This is a genomic window from Shewanella sp. YQ_9 (assembly GCF_043103185.1).
GTDB classification, from domain to species: domain Bacteria; phylum Pseudomonadota; class Gammaproteobacteria; order Enterobacterales; family Shewanellaceae; genus Shewanella; species Shewanella algae.
On record NZ_JBICJO010000070.1, the window covers coordinates 1 to 20,922 of the forward strand.

Consider the following 20,922-nt stretch of genomic DNA (forward strand, 5'->3'; position numbering starts at 1 on the left):
TGAGACCGTTTTACCGCACGATTAAAGACAGATTTCCCCGCCTGATTAACACCACAGACCTGAAAGATATTTTTTGCGAGATCAATTCCAATTAGTGTAACGTTCATGTCAGGACACCTTTTGTTGTTTGAATGTGCAAATTCAATATGGCGCTAATGACGCCTTCTTAACAAGAGGTGTCCATCCCATCATCCTTGTAAGCTCTGCCTCGGCATCCATGCCTCGGAAGGTCACAGTTCCGCCTGTGCCTGGGAATTAGGTGTATATCTTTAGCAACTCAGTTGTGCTTCGGGTATTCCGGCAGTCAAAACCAACCGCTACGGCGATGAAGCCTTAACCCGCCTTCGAGGCATTGTCAGCTTTGGGGTGAAAGTCATCACCCGAGTGCATACATGGGTGCTTTCTCAACGAGAAATCTACAAAGAGTATCAGGCAGGAAGTACAAACCGCTTTACCTTGGAGTGCTGTCAATAAGTGTACAGACTATGTAAAAACCGAAAACCAGCTTTGACACTAATCATTTAAAAGCCAGATCAAAGACGGTAATATCTTTAGCTAACTAAAGGGAAGCCAAGCTTTTACATGCAAGCAGCTACTTAAGGATGAGCTATGGATCCACTGTCGCAACTGTTCGCCGCCTATCTGGAGATGGTGAGCAATAACATTGCCAATGCCTATGTTGATGCGGCAAACACCACTGTCACAGCCCAAACGCTCACCTACAAGGGCACCGACATTCGATTCCAGCACTTTCTCTGGCAGGTAAGGCAAGAAAGTGTCTGTGCCGACCTTAAGCAGCAAGCAACCGCCTATTCCAAATGCACCCTGCAAGCGAAAGCCATGTTCACGGATTTGTGCAATCAGCTATCCAGCATGAAAAACCTGAACTCAAAGGGCCGCAGCTTATCGCGGATGTATTGCAGTGCATCCCTTAATTACAGACCCGTGATAGCCAAAATAGGCGAACCGACCCCAAAGACTGGAAGATCATTTCTTTTCAATCCAAAGACAGGCGCCGCAGGCGAACCCGTACGGCAAACAGAGCAGCAGCTTAAAGAGAAAGAATGTAATCAGCTCATACTAAAAGCGATGAAGGACAGCAGCCCTGAATTGGCTAAACGCCGAGATAAAATCTGCGCTGAGGCAAAGTAACTGAAAAGTACCGTGTGGCACAGTACGAGTCGGACAAGAAGCCTGAAGACCCGTTTGTTGAGCAAACGCAACTTTTTGTAAGAAAGAGCAAATGTCCTAGAGACGATCGAAAAGAGCTGTGATACGTTCGAGCTAAGTGGAACACTTGTTCCATACAATCATACCCTTAGGGGGCGGCAGGAATGCTGGAATCCGAAATCCATGGGCGGTAGCGTGTCCGAAGGACAAGAAACAGAATAGTTTCTGTCGCTTAGCTGGCCCGCCACACGACAAAAATGTCGGGAACATTTTTGAACGGCTTTAGCAGTCCCGAAGGGTGAAATACAGGATGTGCGGAATAATTGGAAGCGTGTCCGAAGGACAAACAGCCTGCGCAGCAGCCAAATAAACGACCTGCTGATTGTACATTTAGCTTCGCCGATACATAAATCACCTGCTTCCTTAGAAGGTAGAACAAGCTTGCAAGGTAAGCTATCTTGCAGGGTCTCACTATTAAAATGTTAGCCTCTGAGGAATATATGGCAATTGAATTCACATTAGATCAGATTCCTGCAGGTTTCTCTGCTGGATTTGGTGTTGCGGGCGATAAAGTCCCAGTTATATCTAGAGAGCTAGTATATCCTCGTGACTCAATCCGTTTGCTTGACCGGCTTGAAGGTCTGCATCAAATGATATTCTCGAGGATACCTAATCTTCCGAAACCATCGGAAATAGATCATTTAGTTGTAATCATTAACCCTGATTTAAGCTGTACAGCCTACATAAATGAGTTAAAAATTGAGGCAATGGTTAAAGTTAATCGTAGTGTCCGGGCGGGAGATCCTTTATACAAAGGTGATATAAGACATGTTGAATCAGTTGATCTTGGAATTGAAATACCGTCGGACGTAGGAGTTATTGTTCTTTTATCCAGTGGCTGGAAGCGTTCGGTGTATTTTGATTTTGAGCCATTACAGCCCGAGTTTGACTCCGATGCTATCGATCTAAATAAAATTCTGGCTGTTCAGCAGTTGCTTCTTATGGATCTTCCTATTATGAATGGGACCAAAGAGGAAAGGATTAGTGAGTTCGAAAGAATGCAAACAGGCTACAAAACACTCAGCGAATATTTGAATTCAGGTATAAAGGAAGAAAGTAAATATCAAGAATTATTTTGTGAACACGCCTGGATGTTTGGATCGCAGTATAGTTCCGTTGATCGACACTCAGCTTTCAATGATGCGAATATACCAGATTTTACAGCCGTTAGGTGTCACGACAATTTCAGAGATATTATTGAAATTAAGCAGCCATTCTTAACGTGTTTCAAAACTGATGGTAATTTTGCTGCTGGCTTCAATGATTCATGGAATCAGGCAGAGAGATACTTATCTTTTGTGTTGAATCAGCGTAGCTACCTCAGAGATGAAAAAAATATGCTTTTTGAAAATCCCAGCTGTAGCCTAGTCATCGGACATGATCTAACTGATGAACAGTTGAAAAAGATTAGAGAAAAGGAAAGTCTTAGTAAAATCATTAGGATTTATACCTACAATCATATATTACGTTCGGCTGGCCACATTCTAAATCTAATTAGTCGAGCTGGTACAGAGCCTGTGTAATAAAGGCTAACAAGGCGCTGCCATTGGCCTCCGGCGGCTGAGCGCGGCGTTTGGTTTTACAGGAGAAATCTATGAGTTTCTTATCCAAGATATTTAGAACATTCGGTAATAGTCGTACCGAGGGAAACAAAACAACTGAGATACCTAGAGTAGGAAACAAAGAGCCCATTTGCCCTTATTGCAGTAGTACTTTGGATAAGATGCCTGGGCGAAAGATAAAATGCCCTAGTTGCAGTCAGATTATGTATGTTCGAACTTGCCCTGATGAACGAGTTAAGATTTTAGTACGTGAAGATCAAATTGAACTCATAGAAGAAAAGTGGTCAATTGAGAACGGTACTCATGAACAATTCTTAGCGGAAAATCGGGATAGAGAAGCAACAAAAAAAGCTTATGAGTCAAGGCTTCAACACTCCTACGGACTTAGATGTTAAGTGGGAAGAATTAAAAGTCTCATTGCCTAAACTAGCATCAGCGTATAAATGGGGGCTATATCGTAATGCTCGATTGGGAATGGGAGATGTTCTAAAGAAGCAAGGTAAATTATCTGAAGCGTTGGACACATATCTTGAGGTCTGCTTTATAGATCTAAATGGTCCAAATAATTGTGGAACGAAGGACCCTGAGATATTGAAGATGTTCCCCCCCATTCGATCCTAAATCTGCATTTTTAGCCCCGGGCGTACTAGTCTACATAGACAAACTGTATAAAGAACTTAATATAAATCCAGAAGACTTAGGCTCTAGGTTTATTGGTCTTTCGTCCAAAGTAGAATATCAACTGAAGTTACCTATATCCGCTAATGAAGCATGGAAAGAACTTACTGGTGAACTACGTTGAACCAAAACCATACAAAGCATTTAAGAGTGATTCCCAACGCTTGGCATTTCCAGTTCGAGGTTGGGTTTCGTGTTTACGGTGGTAAGGTTAAGTTTCGTGATGGCGTTGCTCACACCCTAACTCAGCGTTATAGCACAATGCAGAAAAGGAGTGTACGTTGATTATTGATTTCCCAACAAAAGACGATTTTTTCAATGCAGCTACGGATTATTTAAATTCCTCTTGGGATTCAGTTGTCGAACTAATTAGTGAGTTTGAAGAAATAGTAGGTCTAATTGATATTTCAAAGCAATCAGCTGAGAGTGAGAGGTATTGGGGGTCAGCCAAACAAACACTGATTAGTGCTACAGCTCTCGTGCAACAGGCAGTGGAATTCTATATAAAAGGCAGAATTACTGATATATCACCTTATTTGCTAATTTCTGGTAGCCCTCAATCTTGGCCAAAAGGTTGTAATAAAAAAGATATTGAGTTTTCACTGTTTAGAACTCTAGATGCGCAAGACTTACTAAAAGTACATGATACCGTCTGTGAAACAAGATTTACTGTTCAATTTGTACAGTGGTATGAAAAACTTCGTGTTATAAGAAATAAAGTCATGCATACGGTAGACAAATCGTTAACTGTAAAGCCTGTGGAAGTTATTGAATTTATATTATTTGCCTATCATTATTTTTCTGATTCAAGTAGTTGGTTCGAATCAAGAAAGCAATATCTCGATAAAACTCCTGTAAATTCAGTCCAAATGTTTAAAGAAGAAGACAATACTGAATCATATACTTTAAACGCATTACTAAACGAATTTAGAACTGTTACTGAAGTATTAACACCAACACAAGTCAATCTTTACTTTAACTACAATAAAAAGAAAAAATCATTTCATTGCCCAAATTGTTATCAAGTCGTTTCGCAAATGCACTTCTGGGATCACGAGCTTATTCATCGTTGTGCAGAGACATATCAATTAACCGAAACCGGTGATTCATATGAATGCTGCATTTGCAATTACAATGGAACACTTTTAAGTAAAATATGTGAAGAAGAATATTGTGAAGAGAAGCTGATTGATAGTAAATCAGGTCGTTGCCTATCATGTTTTTGTGAAAACGCGCTATAACAAGCAAAAGCAGGCGGACGCCAAATAGCCAGCAGGCTCGCTTCGCTCGAATTATAGCTGGCCATTTGTCGCCCCAGTTTTGGGCGTTAAATTGTACTAGCTCAGACCTGATCTGACAGTTACCCGATTTTTGGGTGCCGTTATCAGATTAGATGTACTAGCTCAGACCTGATCTGACAGTTACCCGATTTTGGGTGCCGTTGTCAGATTAGATTTGGGCTAAATTCTTTTCCGCCCAAATCCGTTGACCTTTCCCCGAGATTAGTACCAATCTCTTGATGAGATTTTCCAGCTTACTGGTGGTTTGCCCGTGGTTTCAACATCAGCCGCCACGCATCACGCTCCAACTGGTGATCGACCGACGCAGATCATGCAGATCATGAATGGTGACACTTTTGTCCTTGCCTTCGCCCGCAGTCCCGCTCTTTAAGTTATCCGGTACTAGAAGCTTCCCTGACTGGATTTTTCGGTCACACCGCCTGTAAGGCCGTTATCTGCATAAACATCATTCCAGTATTACTGGCCTATATCTATCCCATTGATTGTACAGGGCCTTCAACTCTTGTAAAATCCGGTAGCAAGCTTGAGTGCGGGCCACTTTTGTGGTCACTGGAAGGAAAATCATTAAATGGAATTAGTCAGCTCTTCGCATTGCGCAGCATCTTATGCTGCTACTCCATCTGTAATTGTCGATGTCATATTCGGTACACTTTTCGATGCACTTTACCGGGCATCTTGCAATCCATCTCGTTCTACACCTTCCAGCGCACTATCGACAGCGAATCAGGCCAAATTCAGGGCTTATGTCCCCCTAAGCCCAAGTTAATCAGAACGATAAAATCAGAACGATAAAACTACGGCGTCAAGCATCTGCAGTGGCCAACAGGCTTAGTAACTATACCCTACAATAAGTTGTTTATATTATGTCCCAGTTTATAGAATCCCTTCCCGACTACTTTAATACTGTTAAAAACAGTGACGGCTTTCCTGAGAAATTCATCAACGACCTTTTCCTGATTGGTAAATGCAGCGCCGATACCGACTGCGTGAAAGAGATCCGCCAACTGCTGAAACAGCATGCGAGCCAGGATATTCAGAATGCCTTCAAGTGCCGCAAGAAACTGATTAAAGGCGAGAAAGAGCCTGATATGAGAGATGTCTTCTGTGTCCTTTGCGAATATGCCAGCCTGTCGGCCGAGCTGGATGTCGATTATCTCTATGCCAGGCTTGGACATACCATCATAGATATTCGAGCCGGTCAGCCACTGGAGGCACTCTGCGAGCGCCCCGAGCTGTTGGCACGTTTCCCCTCGGTGACTTTTCTGGCCATCGAAGACGAGCCCTTTTGTGGACAACAGTTGCCGGAAAGTATCGGTAGCCTGCCACTGCTTGAAAAGCTCAACATTGAAGGCGATTACAAGACACTGCCCAAGAGCATTGAAAAGCTAAAGAAACTGCAAGAGTTTAAAATTGACTCAGTGCCGCTGGAAAGTCTGGATCTTGATTTTCGCCAACTGACAAACCTCAGCAGCCTAACCTGGTACGATACCCCTATCTGCGGCGCCGAGCTGTTTGATTTACCGGCAGGATTGACCAAGATTGATCTGGGCCGAATCCCTGATTTACAGCGCCTTGGCACTAATCTGGATAAGCTGCCACAGCTGCAACACTTGAAAGTCTCATGCTGTCCCCAACTTGCATCTATTGATGAGCAACTGACCTTAGCCAACCTCAATAAGCTGACACTATGGAAGAACCCGTTATTGAGTTCAATCCATGCCAATACGGTGCTTGGCAATCAAAAAACATCTTTCACTAATGGCATAGATATCCGTTTTGCCCCAAAGGTATATGAAGAGATAACCCGGCTTCAGATCCAAGAAAAGAAACTGCTGGCATTGGTCTGTGAGCATGCTGCATGTTTTCCTAATCTCAAAGAGTTGCACCTGGGTTACACCAGAGACTTAACCGGCATTCGCTTCCCTTTTGGGGCGTTTTCGCAACTGGAAAGCATCTGGGGGGCAGATTTCGTCGACGACGGCTTCTGGGATGAACTACCTCTATGTCAAAGCCTTAAAAATCTTAGTTTTAATTCGACCAGCTCGGAAACCATCCCCGAGTCGTTTAAAGAGATAGCGGCGCTGGACAGCCTCAGCATAATAAACGGCCAAAAACTCACCATAGATGCATCATTGTTGCCACGAAACATCAAAAAGTTGGAAATCGACCGTTGTCATCGCCTTATTGCCCCAACCGAGAGACTAACCCTGGATGAACTCATTCTAAGCCATTGCCCGGTGGACAACGAACGGCAGCTGTTCAGCAATATTTCTACAGCTGTGATGAAATACTACCCTGACGATGACACGCCGGACACGGGGGGAAGAGCTGTCTCAATACCTACCTCAGCCAGAGCGACTCACCTCCTTCACCACTAGACTGGCGACAACTAAAATCGCCGATCTATTAATGCATTGTCACAATCTAGCGTCGCTCAATATTGACCCGGCCCAAGTTGAGACTGAGCTTGAGGATGGGGACGCAGACCAAAGGGAGGCTTTACCTAGTTTGAATTGCCCCGCCGTTACCCAGTTGACCTCGCTGGAGCTGCACAATACAGACGTCGTTACTCTTGGCCCATTGTTAACGAATAGCCCCAAGCTAGAGACAGTTAAACTCAACAAATTCGACGATTTCCCTGCCAATATTTCGCTGCCACGGCTGAAAACCCTGTTGATTTCACGCAGTGATCTTAAAACCCTGGCCTCACTCGATGCGCCGGCATTGGAAACCTTGAAACTGGTCCTGTGTTATGAGTTTAGTCTGGAAGCCACCAAGGCCCTGGTGAAATATACCCACTTGCATCACCTTAAACTGATGGGAATGCACAAGAGCCTGGATCATTTCCCCATAGAGCTTAAGGCCCTACCGTTAAAACGGCTTTCTCTGAGAGGCGGCGATATCAAGGTTATCCCTGATTTTATCGGTGAGTTTACCGAGTTGGATACCTTATCTCTGGAGGACTTTGTCACTGAGTCTCTGCCCGAATCCATGTTGGCGTTTGAGAAGCTGGAACGCTTGAGTATCGATTGCTGCAAATTCCTTAAACCTATCCCTCCCAGCTTCAGAAAGCTCAAGCTGAAAGTCCTTTGCTACACCATAAGCAAATTCAGCGGTTTCAACATGAACCCTAAGCTGTATCAAAACTTGCTGACCCCGAATTACACCGAGCAGACCAAGTATCTCGACGATTAAGTTATTAGGTCGATTCAACAGAGACGCTCAGCGCCCCAGTAAGACTTAAACTCGAAAAAGGTTTACAAACTGGAACGCGATTTGCTGCACTGAAGCGCCATAGAGTCATCAAAGCCATTTTTTTGACAAGCGGTTGCCAGGTGGGTAAAGCGCAAAAGATTGTAGCCGGTAAACGCCTGTCGGCACTCGAAGGCCTGAGCATTGAGCCGCCAAATGCTGTGTTATGTGCCCTAATAGGCAGATTGAGGAGAAATCCCATTTGGCCAGGGCCATTAAGCTTCCAGCTTCTTGGCATACAACAAGGTGCTTACCGCCTTAAAATGAGCCGGGTATTTGAAGCTATGCTCTCTGGTACAGATTAAGACTTTGGCAAACGCTAAGTACCAAGGTACTGTATTATTTAAATTTTAAAGTCAGAATCCTATCGTCTGCCAGGCGGGGGTTACAATCTGGGTTTTAACACAGCCCATCTTCAACGAGGAAACCTCCATGACAGAGCTGTTTGCAGCCAATTTGCAAATCATCCAGTCCAGATGGCCACTGGCGGGGGCGATACTCAAACAACAAGCGCCCGGCAACCTGGATGCGGCCTTGGTGACAGGGCAAAATCAGACTATCAGTGTCGATGGTATTCAGCTCAGCAGCCGTCACAACCGTTTGGCAGAAGCCAGACTGTATATTGATACCCTGCCAGCCGGCGCGACCGAGGTCAGTCTCTATGGCGTAGGAATGGGCGATGTGCCCAGCGTATTGTTGGATAATCCTGCCATCACCAAGCTGACGGTAAATGTTCTCAACCCGGCCATTTTCGCTCTGGTACTCAGCTACACAGATCAATCAGAGTGGTTGAGCCATCCGGCCGTCACTCTGGAGTTGCAGCCGGGACAACTTAAAGTGACCCAGCCTTATATCGCTCTGATAGCCGACCTTGAACTCTGCAGTGATGAAAATGCCAGGCTCAGGGATCTCTTGGTGCTCGAGCAAAATCTGCCTTATATCAACCGCCGCCATCAGGCGACCGACCCTGCAATAATCAAGCGCCTGCAGGACAATCGCCCTTTTCTGCTGCACGACCCCGATGTGATTGAGCTTAAGCGGCAGGTTCACAGTCATAAGGCCCTGGTCATAGGCGCCGGGCCTTCGCTGGAAGAACATTACGATTACCTGGCCAAGTTGCAAACGCAGCGGCAAAGGCCGCTGATTATCTGCGCCGACACCGCCATGAAGGGCTTGCTGCACCACAATATCCGCCCGGACATAGTGGTTTGCATCGATGGACTTGTCGGCGAATACCACCTGCCTTTGGCACTCAGCGAAGGGATAGCACTGGCTTATTATCCCCGGGTCGCCCCCGAAATCCTCAATGGTTGGAGAGGCCCCAGGTTTAACGCCTATGGCAATAGCCCGCTTTATGATGCGCTGCTTAAAGAGATACCCAAGACTCGCCTTTACACCAACGGCAGCGTGATCCACCCGGCGATAGATCTGGCAGTACTACTGGGCGGACGTGAAATTACCCTGCTGGGCTGCGACTTTTGCTATTGCCACAACAAGAGCCACGCCTTTTGGGATGACTTTGCCAAGACTACTGAGGATAAAATGACCCAAACTTGGGTAAAAAACACCACACACAGAATGCAAAATGCCAGCCACTGGGTGCTGGATGGCCATGGCCAAAGAGTGGCAACCGATCTCAATCTCAGGGCTTATCTGCGAAATCTGGAAACCTACATAGCCAAGCGACCCCATGTCAGGTTTTATCAAACAAGCCTCTCAGGAGCCCGAATTAAAGGTTGCCAATACAAGGAGTTGAAACCATGATCCAAGATTCATTGCCACAACAGCTGCTCGACACGGCCACCGCGTTCAGGCTTGGCAAAGAAGCAGAGGCCTCCGGGCGGTTGAAAGATTGCATAGAGCAGATGCAAGCACGACTGGAACAGCAACAGCTGCCAAGTGAAGCGTTGCCACTGGTCCCCGGCATGTTGGCCTCGCAACAACGCCATGACTGGCTGGGGCTGGCCGACACCCTGGAATATGAACTCGTGCCTTTATTGGCCTAAGCACTCAGGAATACTCTTTCAGTGCCGATAAAGCACTTGAATCACCCAAGCGGAAGAAACTGATGAAACATACGCTTTTTATTGCCGAAGTCTCCAGCAATCATCACAGGGATCTGGAACGCTGTTTTGATTTTATCGCGTCTGCAGCGGCCATCGGCTGTGATGCCGTCAAGTTTCAGCTATTTAAAATTGATCAACTGTTCGCCCCCGAGATCCTCGAAAAGAGCGAAATGCACAGAAAGCGCAAGGATTGGGAACTGCCGGTCAATTTTCTGCCGGAGTTGAAACGCTGCTGCGATAGCCACGGCATTGCGTTTTCCTGCACGCCTTTTTATCTCGATGCCGTCAAAGAGCTTGAACCCTATGTCGATTTCTACAAAATCGCCTCTTACGAGCTACTATGGGATGAGCTGCTGATAGCCTGTGCCAAGACAGGTAAACCCGTGGTCATTTCTGCCGGTATGGCCAACTTCGACGAAGTTGATCACGCTATCTCTGTGTTAAAAGACTCAGGTTGCCGCGATATCACCCTGCTGCACTGCGTATCGGCCTACCCGACGCCTAAATCCGACTGCAACCTGGCGGTAATTGGCGCTTTTCGCGAGCGCTATGGGGTTAAAGTGGGTTGGTCTGATCACAGCGTATCAGCGGCGGTGATTCGCCGCGCCGTTGGCCGCTGGCAGGCCGATTGCGTGGAATTTCATATCGACCTGGATGAACAGGGCGCCGAATACGCCGCAGGGCACTGCTGGCTACCCCAGCAGATGCAGCCGGTGATCGCCGAATGTCGCGAAGCCGAGCTTATCGACGGTCAGAGCGACAAACTACTGGCCCCGAGCGAAGCGCCGGATCGCGACTGGCGCGCCGACCCCAGCGATGGTTTGCGGCCGCTGAAGCATATGCGGCAAAGCTATCAAGGCAATTGATAAAAAACGGGGGGCATAAGCCCCCTGTCTGTTCATGCCAAGTCGCGTTTCAGCATGCCGTTATAAAACGGATCTGCTCATAAACCCAAGTTACCCTCTGTTCCAGCTCTTGCATATTATCGGCCACGACAATAAACACCCCGACGCGATCGGCATGACTGGCAACAGGTTTAATCTGCTCTCCTGGCTTGACAAAAAACTCCAGCTTTTTGACAAAGTCTTGTTTGCTAACTTCAGCAACACCTTCAATGGCCGACAATTTTCCAGGCTCAGGAAAGAAGTATCGATTGGCAACCATCTGGTTAACCCTGGGGGTTAACGCCTCGAAGTCAGGTTTCTGCCCCAAGGCGATTTCCAGTGCCGTTTTGACATAGTTGATCCCCAGCCCGAGTGGTACCAGACTCTCGGAAAAATCCCCCCCGCTGAGGCGGGTGGCCACTTCTATCACCTTGGGACCATTCTGGGTATAAACGATATCGCCTTTAATCACCCCGGATGTTACACCCAAGGCATCAGCAACCTGATCTATCAAAGTCTCAACTTTGTTCCTTTGGCTTTGCGACAATCGGCTGGGTTGCCAACCACCATTTTCAATGATGTAGGGCGAGAACCTCTGCAGCATTTCGTAATTGCGGTCCACAAACCCGGGAGTAACGCTTTTTCCCTGATAAAACAAAGTTTCGGTGCTGATTTGTGGACCCGGCAAATACTCCTCAACCATGACTTGACCGCTAAAGGATTCATTAACCGAACGCTCATAGAGCATCTCGATATCCATTCCCTCTTTAAGAAGGAAAACCCCTCTCGCACCCGAGCGGTCAACCGGCTTAATGATCAGCGGAAGGCCACGTTCAGCAATCACTTCCAATAGCTGTTTCAGGCTATCTACGGCGCTGAACCAGGGGATAGGCAATCCATGAGCAGCGAAACACTGCTTCATTTTCAATTTATCTGTTGCTATCTCTGCCGCCTGCAAGGGAATACAGGGCAAAGACAGATGTTCAGCCAGGGCCGACACATATTGGGAAATATCACTGCCCATCACGGCGACACCGTGGACAGGATAGGTCAACCCATCCACAAATTGCTTTAACGCCGGCAAGTCTCTGGTACTGACAACCGCATATTCATCGGCAAACGCAAAGCCGGGGGAGCTGGGATTGCCATCCACAACAACGACCTTGAGCCCCATGCTCTTGGCGGTTTTGATTGCATACAGCTGATCTGCACTGCCGCCGAGCAACAAGATAGTTTTGCGCTCAGTTATCAAGAATGGCTCCTCCACTCACCGCAAGGATCTGACCGGTCATATACTGTTGCTCGTCCGATGCGAGCATAATGCAAGCGCTGGCAATATCTTCAATCCGCCCGGCCTTTTTCAACAGCGTCATATCCAACACCCTGGCACCTGCCGGAGAGTCAATTTCATCTGCAGTTTGATCTGTTCTAACCAAACCTGGCGCTACGGCATTCACCAGGATATTGTGCTCGGCGCCGTACCGGGCCAGGATTTTGGTCAGGCTATTCAGTCCGGCCTTGGATACCGCGTAATGCACGGTTTTAGGCCCGTGATACTGTCCGGCCACCGAGGAGATATTGATGATGCGGCCACCACCGTTTGCCTTCATCAGGGGAAAGATTTCCTGGCAACAGATAAAAGGCCCTTTGAGGTTGGTTCCCAAAATAAGATCCCAGGCCTCATCTGTGACTTCTTCAAACCAGCCCCTTTGATTAATACCGGCATTGTTGACCAGGATATCTACCCGACCGAAAACCTTTTTGCTCTCTTCAAGCATCGCCTTGATATCATCACGCTGCGAAACATCGGCCTTGACCTTCAATACCTTGCGGCCCATAGCCTGGATCTGTTCCGCAACAGAATTGGCGGCAGCATCATTGGCACGATAGTTAAGAATAATGTCGGCTCCCTCGCGGGCAAACGCCAGGGCTAGCCCGGCTCCAATGCCTCTGGAGGCTCCGGTTATCAGAGCCACTTTTCCCGCCAATCTACCCATGAGTCGTCTCCAGATACTCAGGCCAGCGTTGCCCAATTTGCTCATGAATTTGTGCCACACTGATCCCGGCTTCCTGGCTGCATTCCTGTTTACTGCCAGGGCGAACAAAGGCATCATTGACCCCGGTACGCAATATTCTGACTCGAATATCTGCATCGCTGAGCGTTTCCAGTACCGCGGTGCCCAATCCGCCCGCCAGAACACTCTCCTCCAATGTCACTATATCCATGCCCGGCAACAGCAGCTCTTTGAGCCTTGCCTCAGGGAAAGGCTTGATACTCTGAATGCAAATAATGCCGAAGTCTTTACCAGACTGTTGCAGCTTGGATTTCAACTCCCAGGCACAGGCCAGGGTGTTGCCTAAAGCTATCAAATAGCCATCCTGCCCTTCGGCGGCCACCGACAGACCACAAGGCTCCATCTGCCCGATAGCGGGTTCGGTTGCCAAGATGGGTTCATAAGGATGCAGGATCACCATAGGCCCCTTGGGCGCCGCAAGCCTCTGCGCCAGTACCTGCTCCGCTTCAGCAGAGTTGGCCGGATAGATAATCTGCATATTGGGGAAAGAACGCAGATAGGGAATATCATATAGACCATGGTGGGTTGAACCATCGTAACCTGCGAACCCGGCTCTGACCCCCAACACTGTGATCGGCAGGTCCATGTAACAGGCATCGTGCAACAATTGGTCAAATGCTCTTTGCATAAATGTGGTTTGCATGCACACAACCGGCTTTTTCCCTTCCAGGGCCAGGCCACAGGCCATACCCACGGCATGCTGCTCTGCCATCCCCACATCTATGACTCGGTCCGGATAGGTTAAAAATAATTTGTCCAAAGACGATGCATAGGGCGTTGCCGGTGTGATGACCTCAATATCACCATCTCTTTGCATCAAGCTCTCAAGCTTTTCAGCAAGCACTACGGCATAAGTTTTGCCCGCAACGGTAGGCGCAGCCCCCTGCCCAGTGACAGGATCAAACGGCATGGAAAAGTGCAACTTGTATGGATGCCCGGCAGCACATGCCAGACCGCGGCCTTTTTCGGTTTTCAAATGAACGACACAAGGTCGAGCCAATTGCTTGGCGGCCTCAAGAGCTTTCACTACGGCTTCAACATCATGGCCGTCAGCCACAGCAATATACTGATAACCCAAGCCTTCAAAGAAATGCCGCGACTTTTGCTGCCAATCTTTTCCCGTGGTGATGTTTCTCACGCCACCGACCGATGGCGCTATCGCCATTTCATTATCATTCAGCACCAAAACCAGTTTGAGGTCTTGTGCGCTTCCCGCGAAGTTCAATGCTTCAAATGCCATCCCTTCCACAAGGGAACCATCGCCAATAACCGCAACCGTGGAAGCCGTTTCATCCCGAGAGCGCAGCGCCGAGGCGATACCGCTTGATAATGAGATGGATGTACCGGCATGAGACGCATCTATGGTGTCGTGTTCACTCTCTTCTCTGGCTATAAATCGGCTCATGCCACGATAGGTATTCAAGGAGTCAAAAGCCGGCATTCGGCCGGTCACCAGCTTATGGGTATATCCTTGGTGGCCGGTATCGAATATGATTTTGTCTCTTGGTGAATCAAACACATAGTGAATAGCCAGCGTCATTTCCACCACAGAGAGGTTGGCGCCAATATGCCCACCAGTGGCAGATATTTTCTCGATAAGAAAATGGCGAATAGCGTCAGCCTGAGAGGCCAAGGCAGCTACAGGTAACGCCTTGAGTTCGGTTGGAGAGGTTGCAAACGGTTTGCAGGCATTATTTGCCATAGAAGTTAATCCTCAGCAATTATCGAATAGGATTGATACAGACCAACACAGTGTTTGTGCCGTAAGGATCGGCATTATCGTAGATAATTCCGGCCTTGATCCCTATAACCTTGACGACATGAAAATATTCGCCGACCAGCTTCAGGAGATAGTCCAAGTCATATTCCACCAAATGACAGGCATTAACGGGAATATGTCCCAGACTATTTTGAGGCGTACTCAACACCAGCATGCCCCCGGGGCGAATAATACGCTTGAGCTCACTGAGACACTCACGTTCAGGTACATGTTCCAGTGTTTCAAAGCTGGTGACTGCATCATAGCTGTTATCCGCAAAAGACATGGCGGTGATATCTTCAACAAAGAAATCCACGTTCTTTTGTGGTGAGTGTGCTTTGGCAAAGGCAACACTTTCCGGATCCAAATCGGCTCCGTGAACTTGCGCCAGACTCTCGGACATCATCCTCACGCCATACCCATCGGCACAAGCGATATCCAATACTTTCATATTGGGTTTCAAATAACGGAGCGCCAGTTCGTAATGAAAGCCCAACCTGTCTCCCGAGGCTATCCGCTTACCATTGACCTCCTGACGGGGGATCTCGTAAATAGCATTGGCCAGACGTCGACACTCAGACAGGTATTCATCCGAATAACTCGGGGTTGAAAGCAGGTACTCAAAACTGAATTCATGCCTGTTGAGGGCAAAATAACATTTGGGATGGACGTGAAACTTGGCATCTTCCGGAGCCTGCAATTGAGTGACAAGTTTTCTCAGCGCGCCGACTCTAAACACTTCGGAACTGAAATGGACCGGAAAATCATCGGGTAACTTAACGCAATCCAACTGACGGCTTTGAGCCAGCGCCAACATTTCCTTGCTGAGATCCGTATCAAAACAGAAGTGGATGCCATCGGCCCTTAAAATGTAATCCTCATCATTGAGATCTTCCGCGGCCGCCAGCATTCGCTTTAACGGGCTTTCATCATAGCCATAAAATGCAGTTAATCTGGGATCATTCAAGTCACTGACAATCTGATCCAAGGCGCCACTTCGATCAAATTCCGGCGCGGCAAGACGTACCTCATACTCAGGGAAAGCACTCAGGGCACGCTTAACGGTTCTGACAACGGCGATTTCGCCATCAACCAGTCCCATACATATATCGGTACCCCCGGCCCAAGAGCGGGAGCTGGCCTGAATCAGTACTCTGACCTTATTCATTGTTATCTCCTTGTTTTGTCGCGTCTGACTAGACCTTTCTGGCAAATAAAACTACTTCTCTTCCCAAGCCGGCATTGGCCAAGGCTTGATAGAAGGCCCGTTTACTCGAGTTACGACCTGCTTTATTCAATTGTGTATCGAATCTGATCCGTTTTTGATGACACGCCCGCCCCAACTGGCCGTCATCAACATAGTTGTCACCCATGAGTAAAAACATATCCATCGGAAATGTGGTTTCTTTCAGGAAGACGTCGAACCCCATCTTTTCAAGTAAGTTACCGAGTGAGTCAAAATCAAAGAAATTCAGATGATGAGGCGGAGCAACCCACCAGGGGCGATATCCCTCAATCTCTCTCAGAGTCTCTTGAAAGGGGTTATAGTCGTTGGGGACAACAACGCATAGCACTCCCCCGGAAACCAAAGACTCCCTCATTAAGGCTAACATTTCGATGGGATTGGGAATGTGTTCCAGCACGGCGTTCGCGTGGATAGCATTAAACTTACCCAGTTTGGCAGCGCTACTTTCGGTGAAGAAGTCCTCAATAACCTCAGTACCCAAGCTGCGGGCATGTTCACAAGCCCTAACAGAGGGTTCTATGCCGATGGCTGACCAACCGCGTTGCTGGCCGTGTTGGATGAAAAACCCCGGACCGGAACCCACATCCAGTATTCTGCGCTCATTCTCCGGCAAGCAATCTTCCAAAGTATCAAATCTATCAGAATACACCTGCTGCCACCATTTGCTATCTGCGGTACCTTCCTTGATAAACAATGGCTTATCACTGACATAGTATTCGTGCCGGTATACGGTTTCCAGCTCGGCTGCAGTGGGTAGCGGGTGCACATGTTTAAAACCACACACTTGGCAGTCTATGACCTGAAACCCGTCGACCTCATCGAGTAATGGGCCAGAGTGCTTATCACAACCAATTGATACCATGTGCTTTCCTCAATGCAATATGTGTCACTAATCCAACGCTGTCCGTATTGAATGCAAGTTATAAGCCAGGACTTATATATTCCTGGTTATCGGCCTCATTCACCCGGAATTGAATAATCTGTATCTAGTTTAGCGAGTTAAAGCGGGTAAAAGCGACTACTAACCTCGGATGGGCTTATCAAGTTGTTACTGGTCATCTCCATCGCATTTGTTATTATTCAAACATATACAGCTTTGACATCGACAAATGACCAGCCAAGCATCCATGCCAGCTTCAAACATACGGGTAGCCCTATACACGGTTTTTCACCTCAACCTGGCGTTTTCCTCCGTTGAAACAGAGCAGCACTCTGAGGTGGTAAAACGCTGCTACTGGCCATTGCTGCAGTTGGCTGAGGGGGGCATACCTGTTGGTCTTGAGCTAACCGCTTATACACTCGAGTGTATCAACGCGGTAGACCCGGCCTGGGTCATTCGCTTCAAAGAACTGTTGGAGCAACAAAAGTGCGAGCTGGTTGCCAGCGGCGACAGCCAAATCATTGGGCCGCTGATCCCGGCCGAGGTCAACTGTGCCAACCTGAGGCTGGGTCAAGAGGCTTATCAGCGCCTGTTGGGCATAAGCCCCAGACTCGCCTATCTCAATGAACAAGCGGTTTCAGCCGGCTTGCTTGATATCTACATAGATGAAGGCTTCGAAGCCGTGGTGGTAGAGTGGGACAATCCCTTTTCCCATAACCCAGAGTGGCAACGAGAGCGGTTAATGCGGCCACAATCGTTAAAGAGCGCCAGCGGCCGACAGATCAAGGTCATCTGGAACCATGCCATCGCCTTTCAAAAATTCCAGCGCTATGTTCACGGCGAGCTAACTCTGGAAGATTATCTGCAATATCTGCGCAAGGTGTTGAAACCCGGCACTCTGGCATTTCCGGTTTATGGCAGCGACGCCGAAGTGTTTGACTTCCGTCCCGGGCGCTACCATACCGAAGCCGAGCCAATAAGCGGCGAATGGCAACGCATAGCGCAGTTGTTCATGGCCCTCAATGACATGGACGGCTACCAGTGGAGCCTCCCCTCCAAGCTGCTGCAACATTGGCAAGGCTTAGAACCCCTGGCACTCACCAATGCCCAGCACCCGGTTTCGGTCAAGAAACAGGCCAAATACAACATTACCCGTTGGGGGCTGAGCGGCCGCAATGATCTCCACCTCAATAGCCTTTGTTACCAAAGGCTGGCTGAGCTCAAGGCGCAGCCCAATACAGACGATGCGAGTTGGCGAGACTTGTGCCGCCTCTGGGCCAGCGATCTCAGAACCCACCTGACCCAAGCGCGCTACGAGGCGCTGACATTGACCAAGATGGCTTCGGCCGCGCCAACATTTACGCCCTGGCAAACCCGTAAAGACATCCACATTCATTATGATGAGGCCAGACGCAGGCTGGAGGTGCAAACCCCGGACATCAGGCTGACACTCAACGGCAACCGCGGTCTGGCAATTGATACGCTGGCCTTTGCCAGCCATGACTTTGAAGCCGTTGTCGGTACCCTGTCACACGGCTACTTCGACCATATCAGCTATGGCGTCGATTTTTACAGCAATCACCTCCTGCTGGAGCGTTTTCGCGACCGCGACAGAGTGGCCGATCTCAATCGGGTGGAATACCAGCTAGGGGAGCAAGACGGCTGCCTGGTCATCTATTGCCGCCAAGCGCTCAAAAGCGGCGCGATATTAAAATGGTATCGGCTCGAAGGTGAGCGCCTCTTTAGCGGCTTTCATTTCGAAGAGACCTGTCGCCCGGAAGCCTCGGTACGCTTGGGCTTTATGACCCTACTCGATTGTGAGCAGCGAGCCTGGTATCAGACCCGTCTCGGTGGCCACAGGGATGAATATTTCCAGATAACCAGTGACATGGATCAGGGCGCGCCAATCTCCTCGATTGTCTCCTCATCCAGCGCTTTGGGGGCAACCTCAGGCTCCATCTGTTTTGGCACCCGGGCAAGAGGCATTCGCATTGACTGGAACCCCGCGCTTTGTGCAGCCTTGCCGATGATTTCCAGCAAAAAAATCGATGAACAGTATCTGAATCGGCTGTGGTTCTCGCTGGCTGAGGCCGATGAAACCCTCAAACCCGGCGGGCAACTGTTGAGCCTTGAGCTGTGCATCAGTCCAGATAGCCAAACTTCTCGCCCTTCGGCAACAGAAACATCCAAAACAGAGGAACAGTCGCTATGACCAAGACACTTGCCATTGTCGGGGCCAGGCTCAACTCCAGTCGTCTGGCGGGAAAACACTTATTGCCACTGGCCGGCGACCCCATGATTAGCCATATTTGGCGCAGACTGATGCAATGCCAAGAAGTAAACGACTGCGAACTGGCCACAACCGCAGATGACTTTAACCGTCCGCTGCTGGATTGGGCTACTGAGCATAGCGTCGAATGCCATCCCTATGAAGGCGATGTCAACGACCTGATGGCAAGGCTTGATAGCATAATCCAAAGGCAAGATCCGGATTATATTCTCTACGTCTGCGGTGATTGTCCGCTGATAGATCCCGGCTTTATCGACCATGGGCTGAATGCGCTCAAGGCATCGGGGAAAGACAGCATTGCACTGAACCCAGGCGTTGTTTCTATGCATGAAGGCATGGCCTTCTATAGCCGCCGGGGCTGGGACAAATTGATGTCGGTCAGTCAATGCGCCATGTCCAGAGAGCACGTAGGCTATGGGGATAAGTTAACCCCGATACTCGAACGTTTGAGCATTCCCGACAGCGGCGACTATTCAAAAGTCCAGCAGCGAATCTCTGTCGATACCCAGGCCGATTACCGCTTCATGACTGAGGTCTACCGCCGCTGGTACGCCGAGCATCCGGCAGACTCTATCGTTAGCCTCGCCTGGGTTCAGGAGCAACTGCTCAGTGACCCGGCCTTGAGCGCCATCAACGCCCATGTGCAGCAAAAGGCCGCTGATCGTCAATACGCCAAGGCCGGCATCTATTGTCACTTGGGAGCGGAGATCGGCCTGGGACACTTCAAGCGCGCCGAGTTGATCGCCGATGCCTTGCAGGAGTATCTGGCCATAGGTGCCCAAGTTCATGCGCTCTACGAAGGCTCGACACCTAACTCACTCGCCCAGACATCATCAGCAAAAGTCACTTGGTATCAAACAGAAGCGGAATGGCTTACTGCGTTGAAGGCCGATGCCAGCCCGCTGATCATACTAGATCTCCACCCGGATTTTATCGCTCTACCTGCCATCAAGCAGGCGCTGCAAAACCTAAGACACAAGGGATGCAAACTTGTCGGCATAGACAAACTGGCGCCGCTGTTACCTGAGTTGGATTGGCTGTTCATTCCCAGCTTCAATACCTCACTGCAACATCCCAAGGTATCTTCCGGCTGGCAAAACTACCTGTTCAGTCCCCTTCCCCAAAGGCCGAAGAAGCCTCAAATTTTGGTATTGACCGGCGGCAGCGATGCCCTGGGGTATGGCCAAGCGTTGCCTGGGTTACTGAGTCAACTGCATACCGATTGGCCGATAGTCTGGATCCAGGGGCCATTGGCACCGAGGCCACTATTGCCCGCCGGGTGTAATATCCAAGTGCTTAAAAATCCGGAAAATCTCAAGCAATGGATTGCCGAATCCGAAGTGGTGCTGAGCTGTTATGGCTTGTCGCTGTTTGAATCCATCTATGCAAGGGCGGCGACTTTGCTGCTGCCGCCAAGGCATCTGTGCGATGACGCCGAGCTGGCACTGTTGGAGAAAACGCAATCTTGCCTTATCAGCGACTCGCTCTCTGATGCCATTCACAAACTGGAACTGTTGCTCAGTGATGCCAAAGTGCGCGAAAATTTGCAAACAGAGGCCGCCAGGGTCTTTGCCAACCATGGCGGCATCAAGCAGTTGATGGCTGAAATCAGTTCGCTGCTAAAATAGCGACAAAGCTAGTGGCAAAAATAGTCGCAAAGAGTAAAGCAAACGGCAGCACGACAGTCTGACAATCTGAC

The 20,922-nt window shown here is 48.8% G+C and carries 15 protein-coding genes and 1 pseudogene; 10 read left to right on the forward strand and 6 right to left on the reverse strand.

Annotated elements, in window-relative coordinates; genetic code table 11:
* Window positions 1–107: pseudogene (locus ACF8D4_RS19180) on the reverse strand (IS110 family transposase); the annotation flags it as partial.
* A gap of 502 nt (window positions 108–609) precedes the next feature.
* Between ACF8D4_RS19180 and ACF8D4_RS19185 the strand changes: the two are divergent.
* From ACF8D4_RS19185 to ACF8D4_RS19220, 8 genes are all read left to right on the forward strand, one after another.
* A complete protein-coding gene (locus tag ACF8D4_RS19185; RefSeq protein WP_335921938.1) occupies window positions 610–1,152 on the forward strand; it encodes a hypothetical protein in 543 nt (180 codons plus the stop codon).
* 518 nt (window positions 1,153–1,670) lie between these two features.
* Window positions 1,671–2,753: a Shedu anti-phage system protein SduA domain-containing protein gene (locus tag ACF8D4_RS19190; RefSeq protein ID WP_392466367.1), complete on the forward strand. Its 1,083-nt coding sequence runs from the start codon at window positions 1,671–1,673 to the stop codon at window positions 2,751–2,753.
* A gap of 998 nt (window positions 2,754–3,751) precedes the next feature.
* On the forward strand, window positions 3,752–4,711 hold the full coding sequence (locus tag ACF8D4_RS19195) for a hypothetical protein (protein WP_335921935.1): 960 nt from the start codon (window positions 3,752–3,754) through the stop codon (window positions 4,709–4,711).
* A 923-nt stretch (window positions 4,712–5,634) separates the two neighbouring features.
* On the forward strand, window positions 5,635–7,149 hold the full coding sequence (locus ACF8D4_RS19200) for a leucine-rich repeat domain-containing protein (protein WP_392466370.1): 1,515 nt from the start codon (window positions 5,635–5,637) through the stop codon (window positions 7,147–7,149).
* Between the two features lie 130 nt (window positions 7,150–7,279).
* Complete coding sequence (locus ACF8D4_RS19205) at window positions 7,280–7,966, forward strand: hypothetical protein (RefSeq protein WP_392466371.1); 687 nt, start codon at window positions 7,280–7,282, stop codon at window positions 7,964–7,966.
* A gap of 489 nt (window positions 7,967–8,455) precedes the next feature.
* Entirely contained in the window at window positions 8,456–9,787 is a 1,332-nt protein-coding gene (locus ACF8D4_RS19210) for a motility associated factor glycosyltransferase family protein (RefSeq protein WP_392466372.1), read from the forward strand.
* The gene (locus ACF8D4_RS19215) at window positions 9,784–10,029 is read left to right on the forward strand and encodes a hypothetical protein (protein WP_392466375.1); all 246 of its coding nucleotides are present in this window, start codon (window positions 9,784–9,786) and stop codon (window positions 10,027–10,029) included. The genes ACF8D4_RS19210 and ACF8D4_RS19215 overlap by 4 nt, the downstream gene beginning before the upstream one ends.
* 62 nt (window positions 10,030–10,091) lie before the next feature.
* Window positions 10,092–10,955: an N-acetylneuraminate synthase family protein gene (locus ACF8D4_RS19220; protein WP_335924944.1), complete on the forward strand. Its 864-nt coding sequence runs from the start codon at window positions 10,092–10,094 to the stop codon at window positions 10,953–10,955.
* 49 nt (window positions 10,956–11,004) lie between these two features.
* Here ACF8D4_RS19220 and ACF8D4_RS19225 read toward each other — a convergent pair whose 3' ends face one another.
* From ACF8D4_RS19225 to ACF8D4_RS19245, 5 genes are read right to left on the reverse strand one after another with little or no spacing between them, the layout of a single operon-like run.
* The gene (locus tag ACF8D4_RS19225) at window positions 11,005–12,225 is read right to left on the reverse strand and encodes an ATP-grasp domain-containing protein (protein ID WP_392466377.1); all 1,221 of its coding nucleotides are present in this window, start codon (window positions 12,223–12,225) and stop codon (window positions 11,005–11,007) included.
* The gene (locus ACF8D4_RS19230; RefSeq protein WP_025009379.1) at window positions 12,215–12,970 is read right to left on the reverse strand and encodes an SDR family NAD(P)-dependent oxidoreductase; all 756 of its coding nucleotides are present in this window, start codon (window positions 12,968–12,970) and stop codon (window positions 12,215–12,217) included. Before ACF8D4_RS19230 ends, ACF8D4_RS19225 begins: the two co-directional genes overlap by 11 nt.
* Window positions 12,963–14,750: a 1-deoxy-D-xylulose-5-phosphate synthase gene (locus ACF8D4_RS19235; RefSeq protein WP_107005728.1), complete on the reverse strand. Its 1,788-nt coding sequence runs from the start codon at window positions 14,748–14,750 to the stop codon at window positions 12,963–12,965. Before ACF8D4_RS19235 ends, ACF8D4_RS19230 begins: the two co-directional genes overlap by 8 nt.
* Window positions 14,751–14,769: 19 nt before the next feature.
* The gene (locus ACF8D4_RS19240) at window positions 14,770–15,975 is read right to left on the reverse strand and encodes a bifunctional 2-polyprenyl-6-hydroxyphenol methylase/3-demethylubiquinol 3-O-methyltransferase UbiG (protein WP_107005727.1); all 1,206 of its coding nucleotides are present in this window, start codon (window positions 15,973–15,975) and stop codon (window positions 14,770–14,772) included.
* A gap of 28 nt (window positions 15,976–16,003) precedes the next feature.
* Complete coding sequence (locus ACF8D4_RS19245; RefSeq protein ID WP_144158985.1) at window positions 16,004–16,915, reverse strand: class I SAM-dependent methyltransferase; 912 nt, start codon at window positions 16,913–16,915, stop codon at window positions 16,004–16,006.
* A gap of 265 nt (window positions 16,916–17,180) precedes the next feature.
* Here ACF8D4_RS19245 and ACF8D4_RS19250 point away from each other — a divergent pair, with 265 nt between their 5' ends.
* Both ACF8D4_RS19250 and ACF8D4_RS19255 read left to right on the forward strand, forming a co-directional pair.
* On the forward strand, window positions 17,181–19,145 hold the full coding sequence (locus ACF8D4_RS19250) for a glycoside hydrolase (RefSeq protein WP_345858462.1): 1,965 nt from the start codon (window positions 17,181–17,183) through the stop codon (window positions 19,143–19,145).
* Entirely contained in the window at window positions 19,142–20,851 is a 1,710-nt protein-coding gene (locus tag ACF8D4_RS19255) for a cytidylyltransferase domain-containing protein (protein ID WP_392466384.1), read from the forward strand. Before ACF8D4_RS19250 ends, ACF8D4_RS19255 begins: the two co-directional genes overlap by 4 nt.
* The last annotated feature ends 71 nt before the right edge of the window (window positions 20,852–20,922 follow it).

What these genes read in the sequence shown, in the direction of transcription:
- ACF8D4_RS19220 (WP_335924944.1), top strand. Translation starts at nt 10,092, where the DNA reads ATGAAACATACGCTTTTTATTGCCGAAGTCTCCAGCAATCATCACAGG.
- ACF8D4_RS19185 (WP_335921938.1), top strand. Translation starts at nt 610, where the DNA reads ATGGATCCACTGTCGCAACTGTTCGCCGCCTATCTGGAGATGGTGAGC.
- ACF8D4_RS19240 (WP_107005727.1), bottom strand. Translation starts at nt 15,975, where the DNA reads ATGAATAAGGTCAGAGTACTGATTCAGGCCAGCTCCCGCTCTTGGGCC.
- ACF8D4_RS19210 (WP_392466372.1), top strand. Translation starts at nt 8,456, where the DNA reads ATGACAGAGCTGTTTGCAGCCAATTTGCAAATCATCCAGTCCAGATGG.
- ACF8D4_RS19250 (WP_345858462.1), top strand. Translation starts at nt 17,181, where the DNA reads ATGCCAGCTTCAAACATACGGGTAGCCCTATACACGGTTTTTCACCTC.
- ACF8D4_RS19235 (WP_107005728.1), bottom strand. Translation starts at nt 14,750, where the DNA reads ATGGCAAATAATGCCTGCAAACCGTTTGCAACCTCTCCAACCGAACTC.
- ACF8D4_RS19200 (WP_392466370.1), top strand. Translation starts at nt 5,635, where the DNA reads ATGTCCCAGTTTATAGAATCCCTTCCCGACTACTTTAATACTGTTAAA.
- ACF8D4_RS19255 (WP_392466384.1), top strand. Translation starts at nt 19,142, where the DNA reads ATGACCAAGACACTTGCCATTGTCGGGGCCAGGCTCAACTCCAGTCGT.
- ACF8D4_RS19215 (WP_392466375.1), top strand. Translation starts at nt 9,784, where the DNA reads ATGATCCAAGATTCATTGCCACAACAGCTGCTCGACACGGCCACCGCG.
- ACF8D4_RS19230 (WP_025009379.1), bottom strand. Translation starts at nt 12,970, where the DNA reads ATGGGTAGATTGGCGGGAAAAGTGGCTCTGATAACCGGAGCCTCCAGA.
- ACF8D4_RS19190 (WP_392466367.1), top strand. Translation starts at nt 1,671, where the DNA reads ATGGCAATTGAATTCACATTAGATCAGATTCCTGCAGGTTTCTCTGCT.
- ACF8D4_RS19245 (WP_144158985.1), bottom strand. Translation starts at nt 16,915, where the DNA reads ATGGTATCAATTGGTTGTGATAAGCACTCTGGCCCATTACTCGATGAG.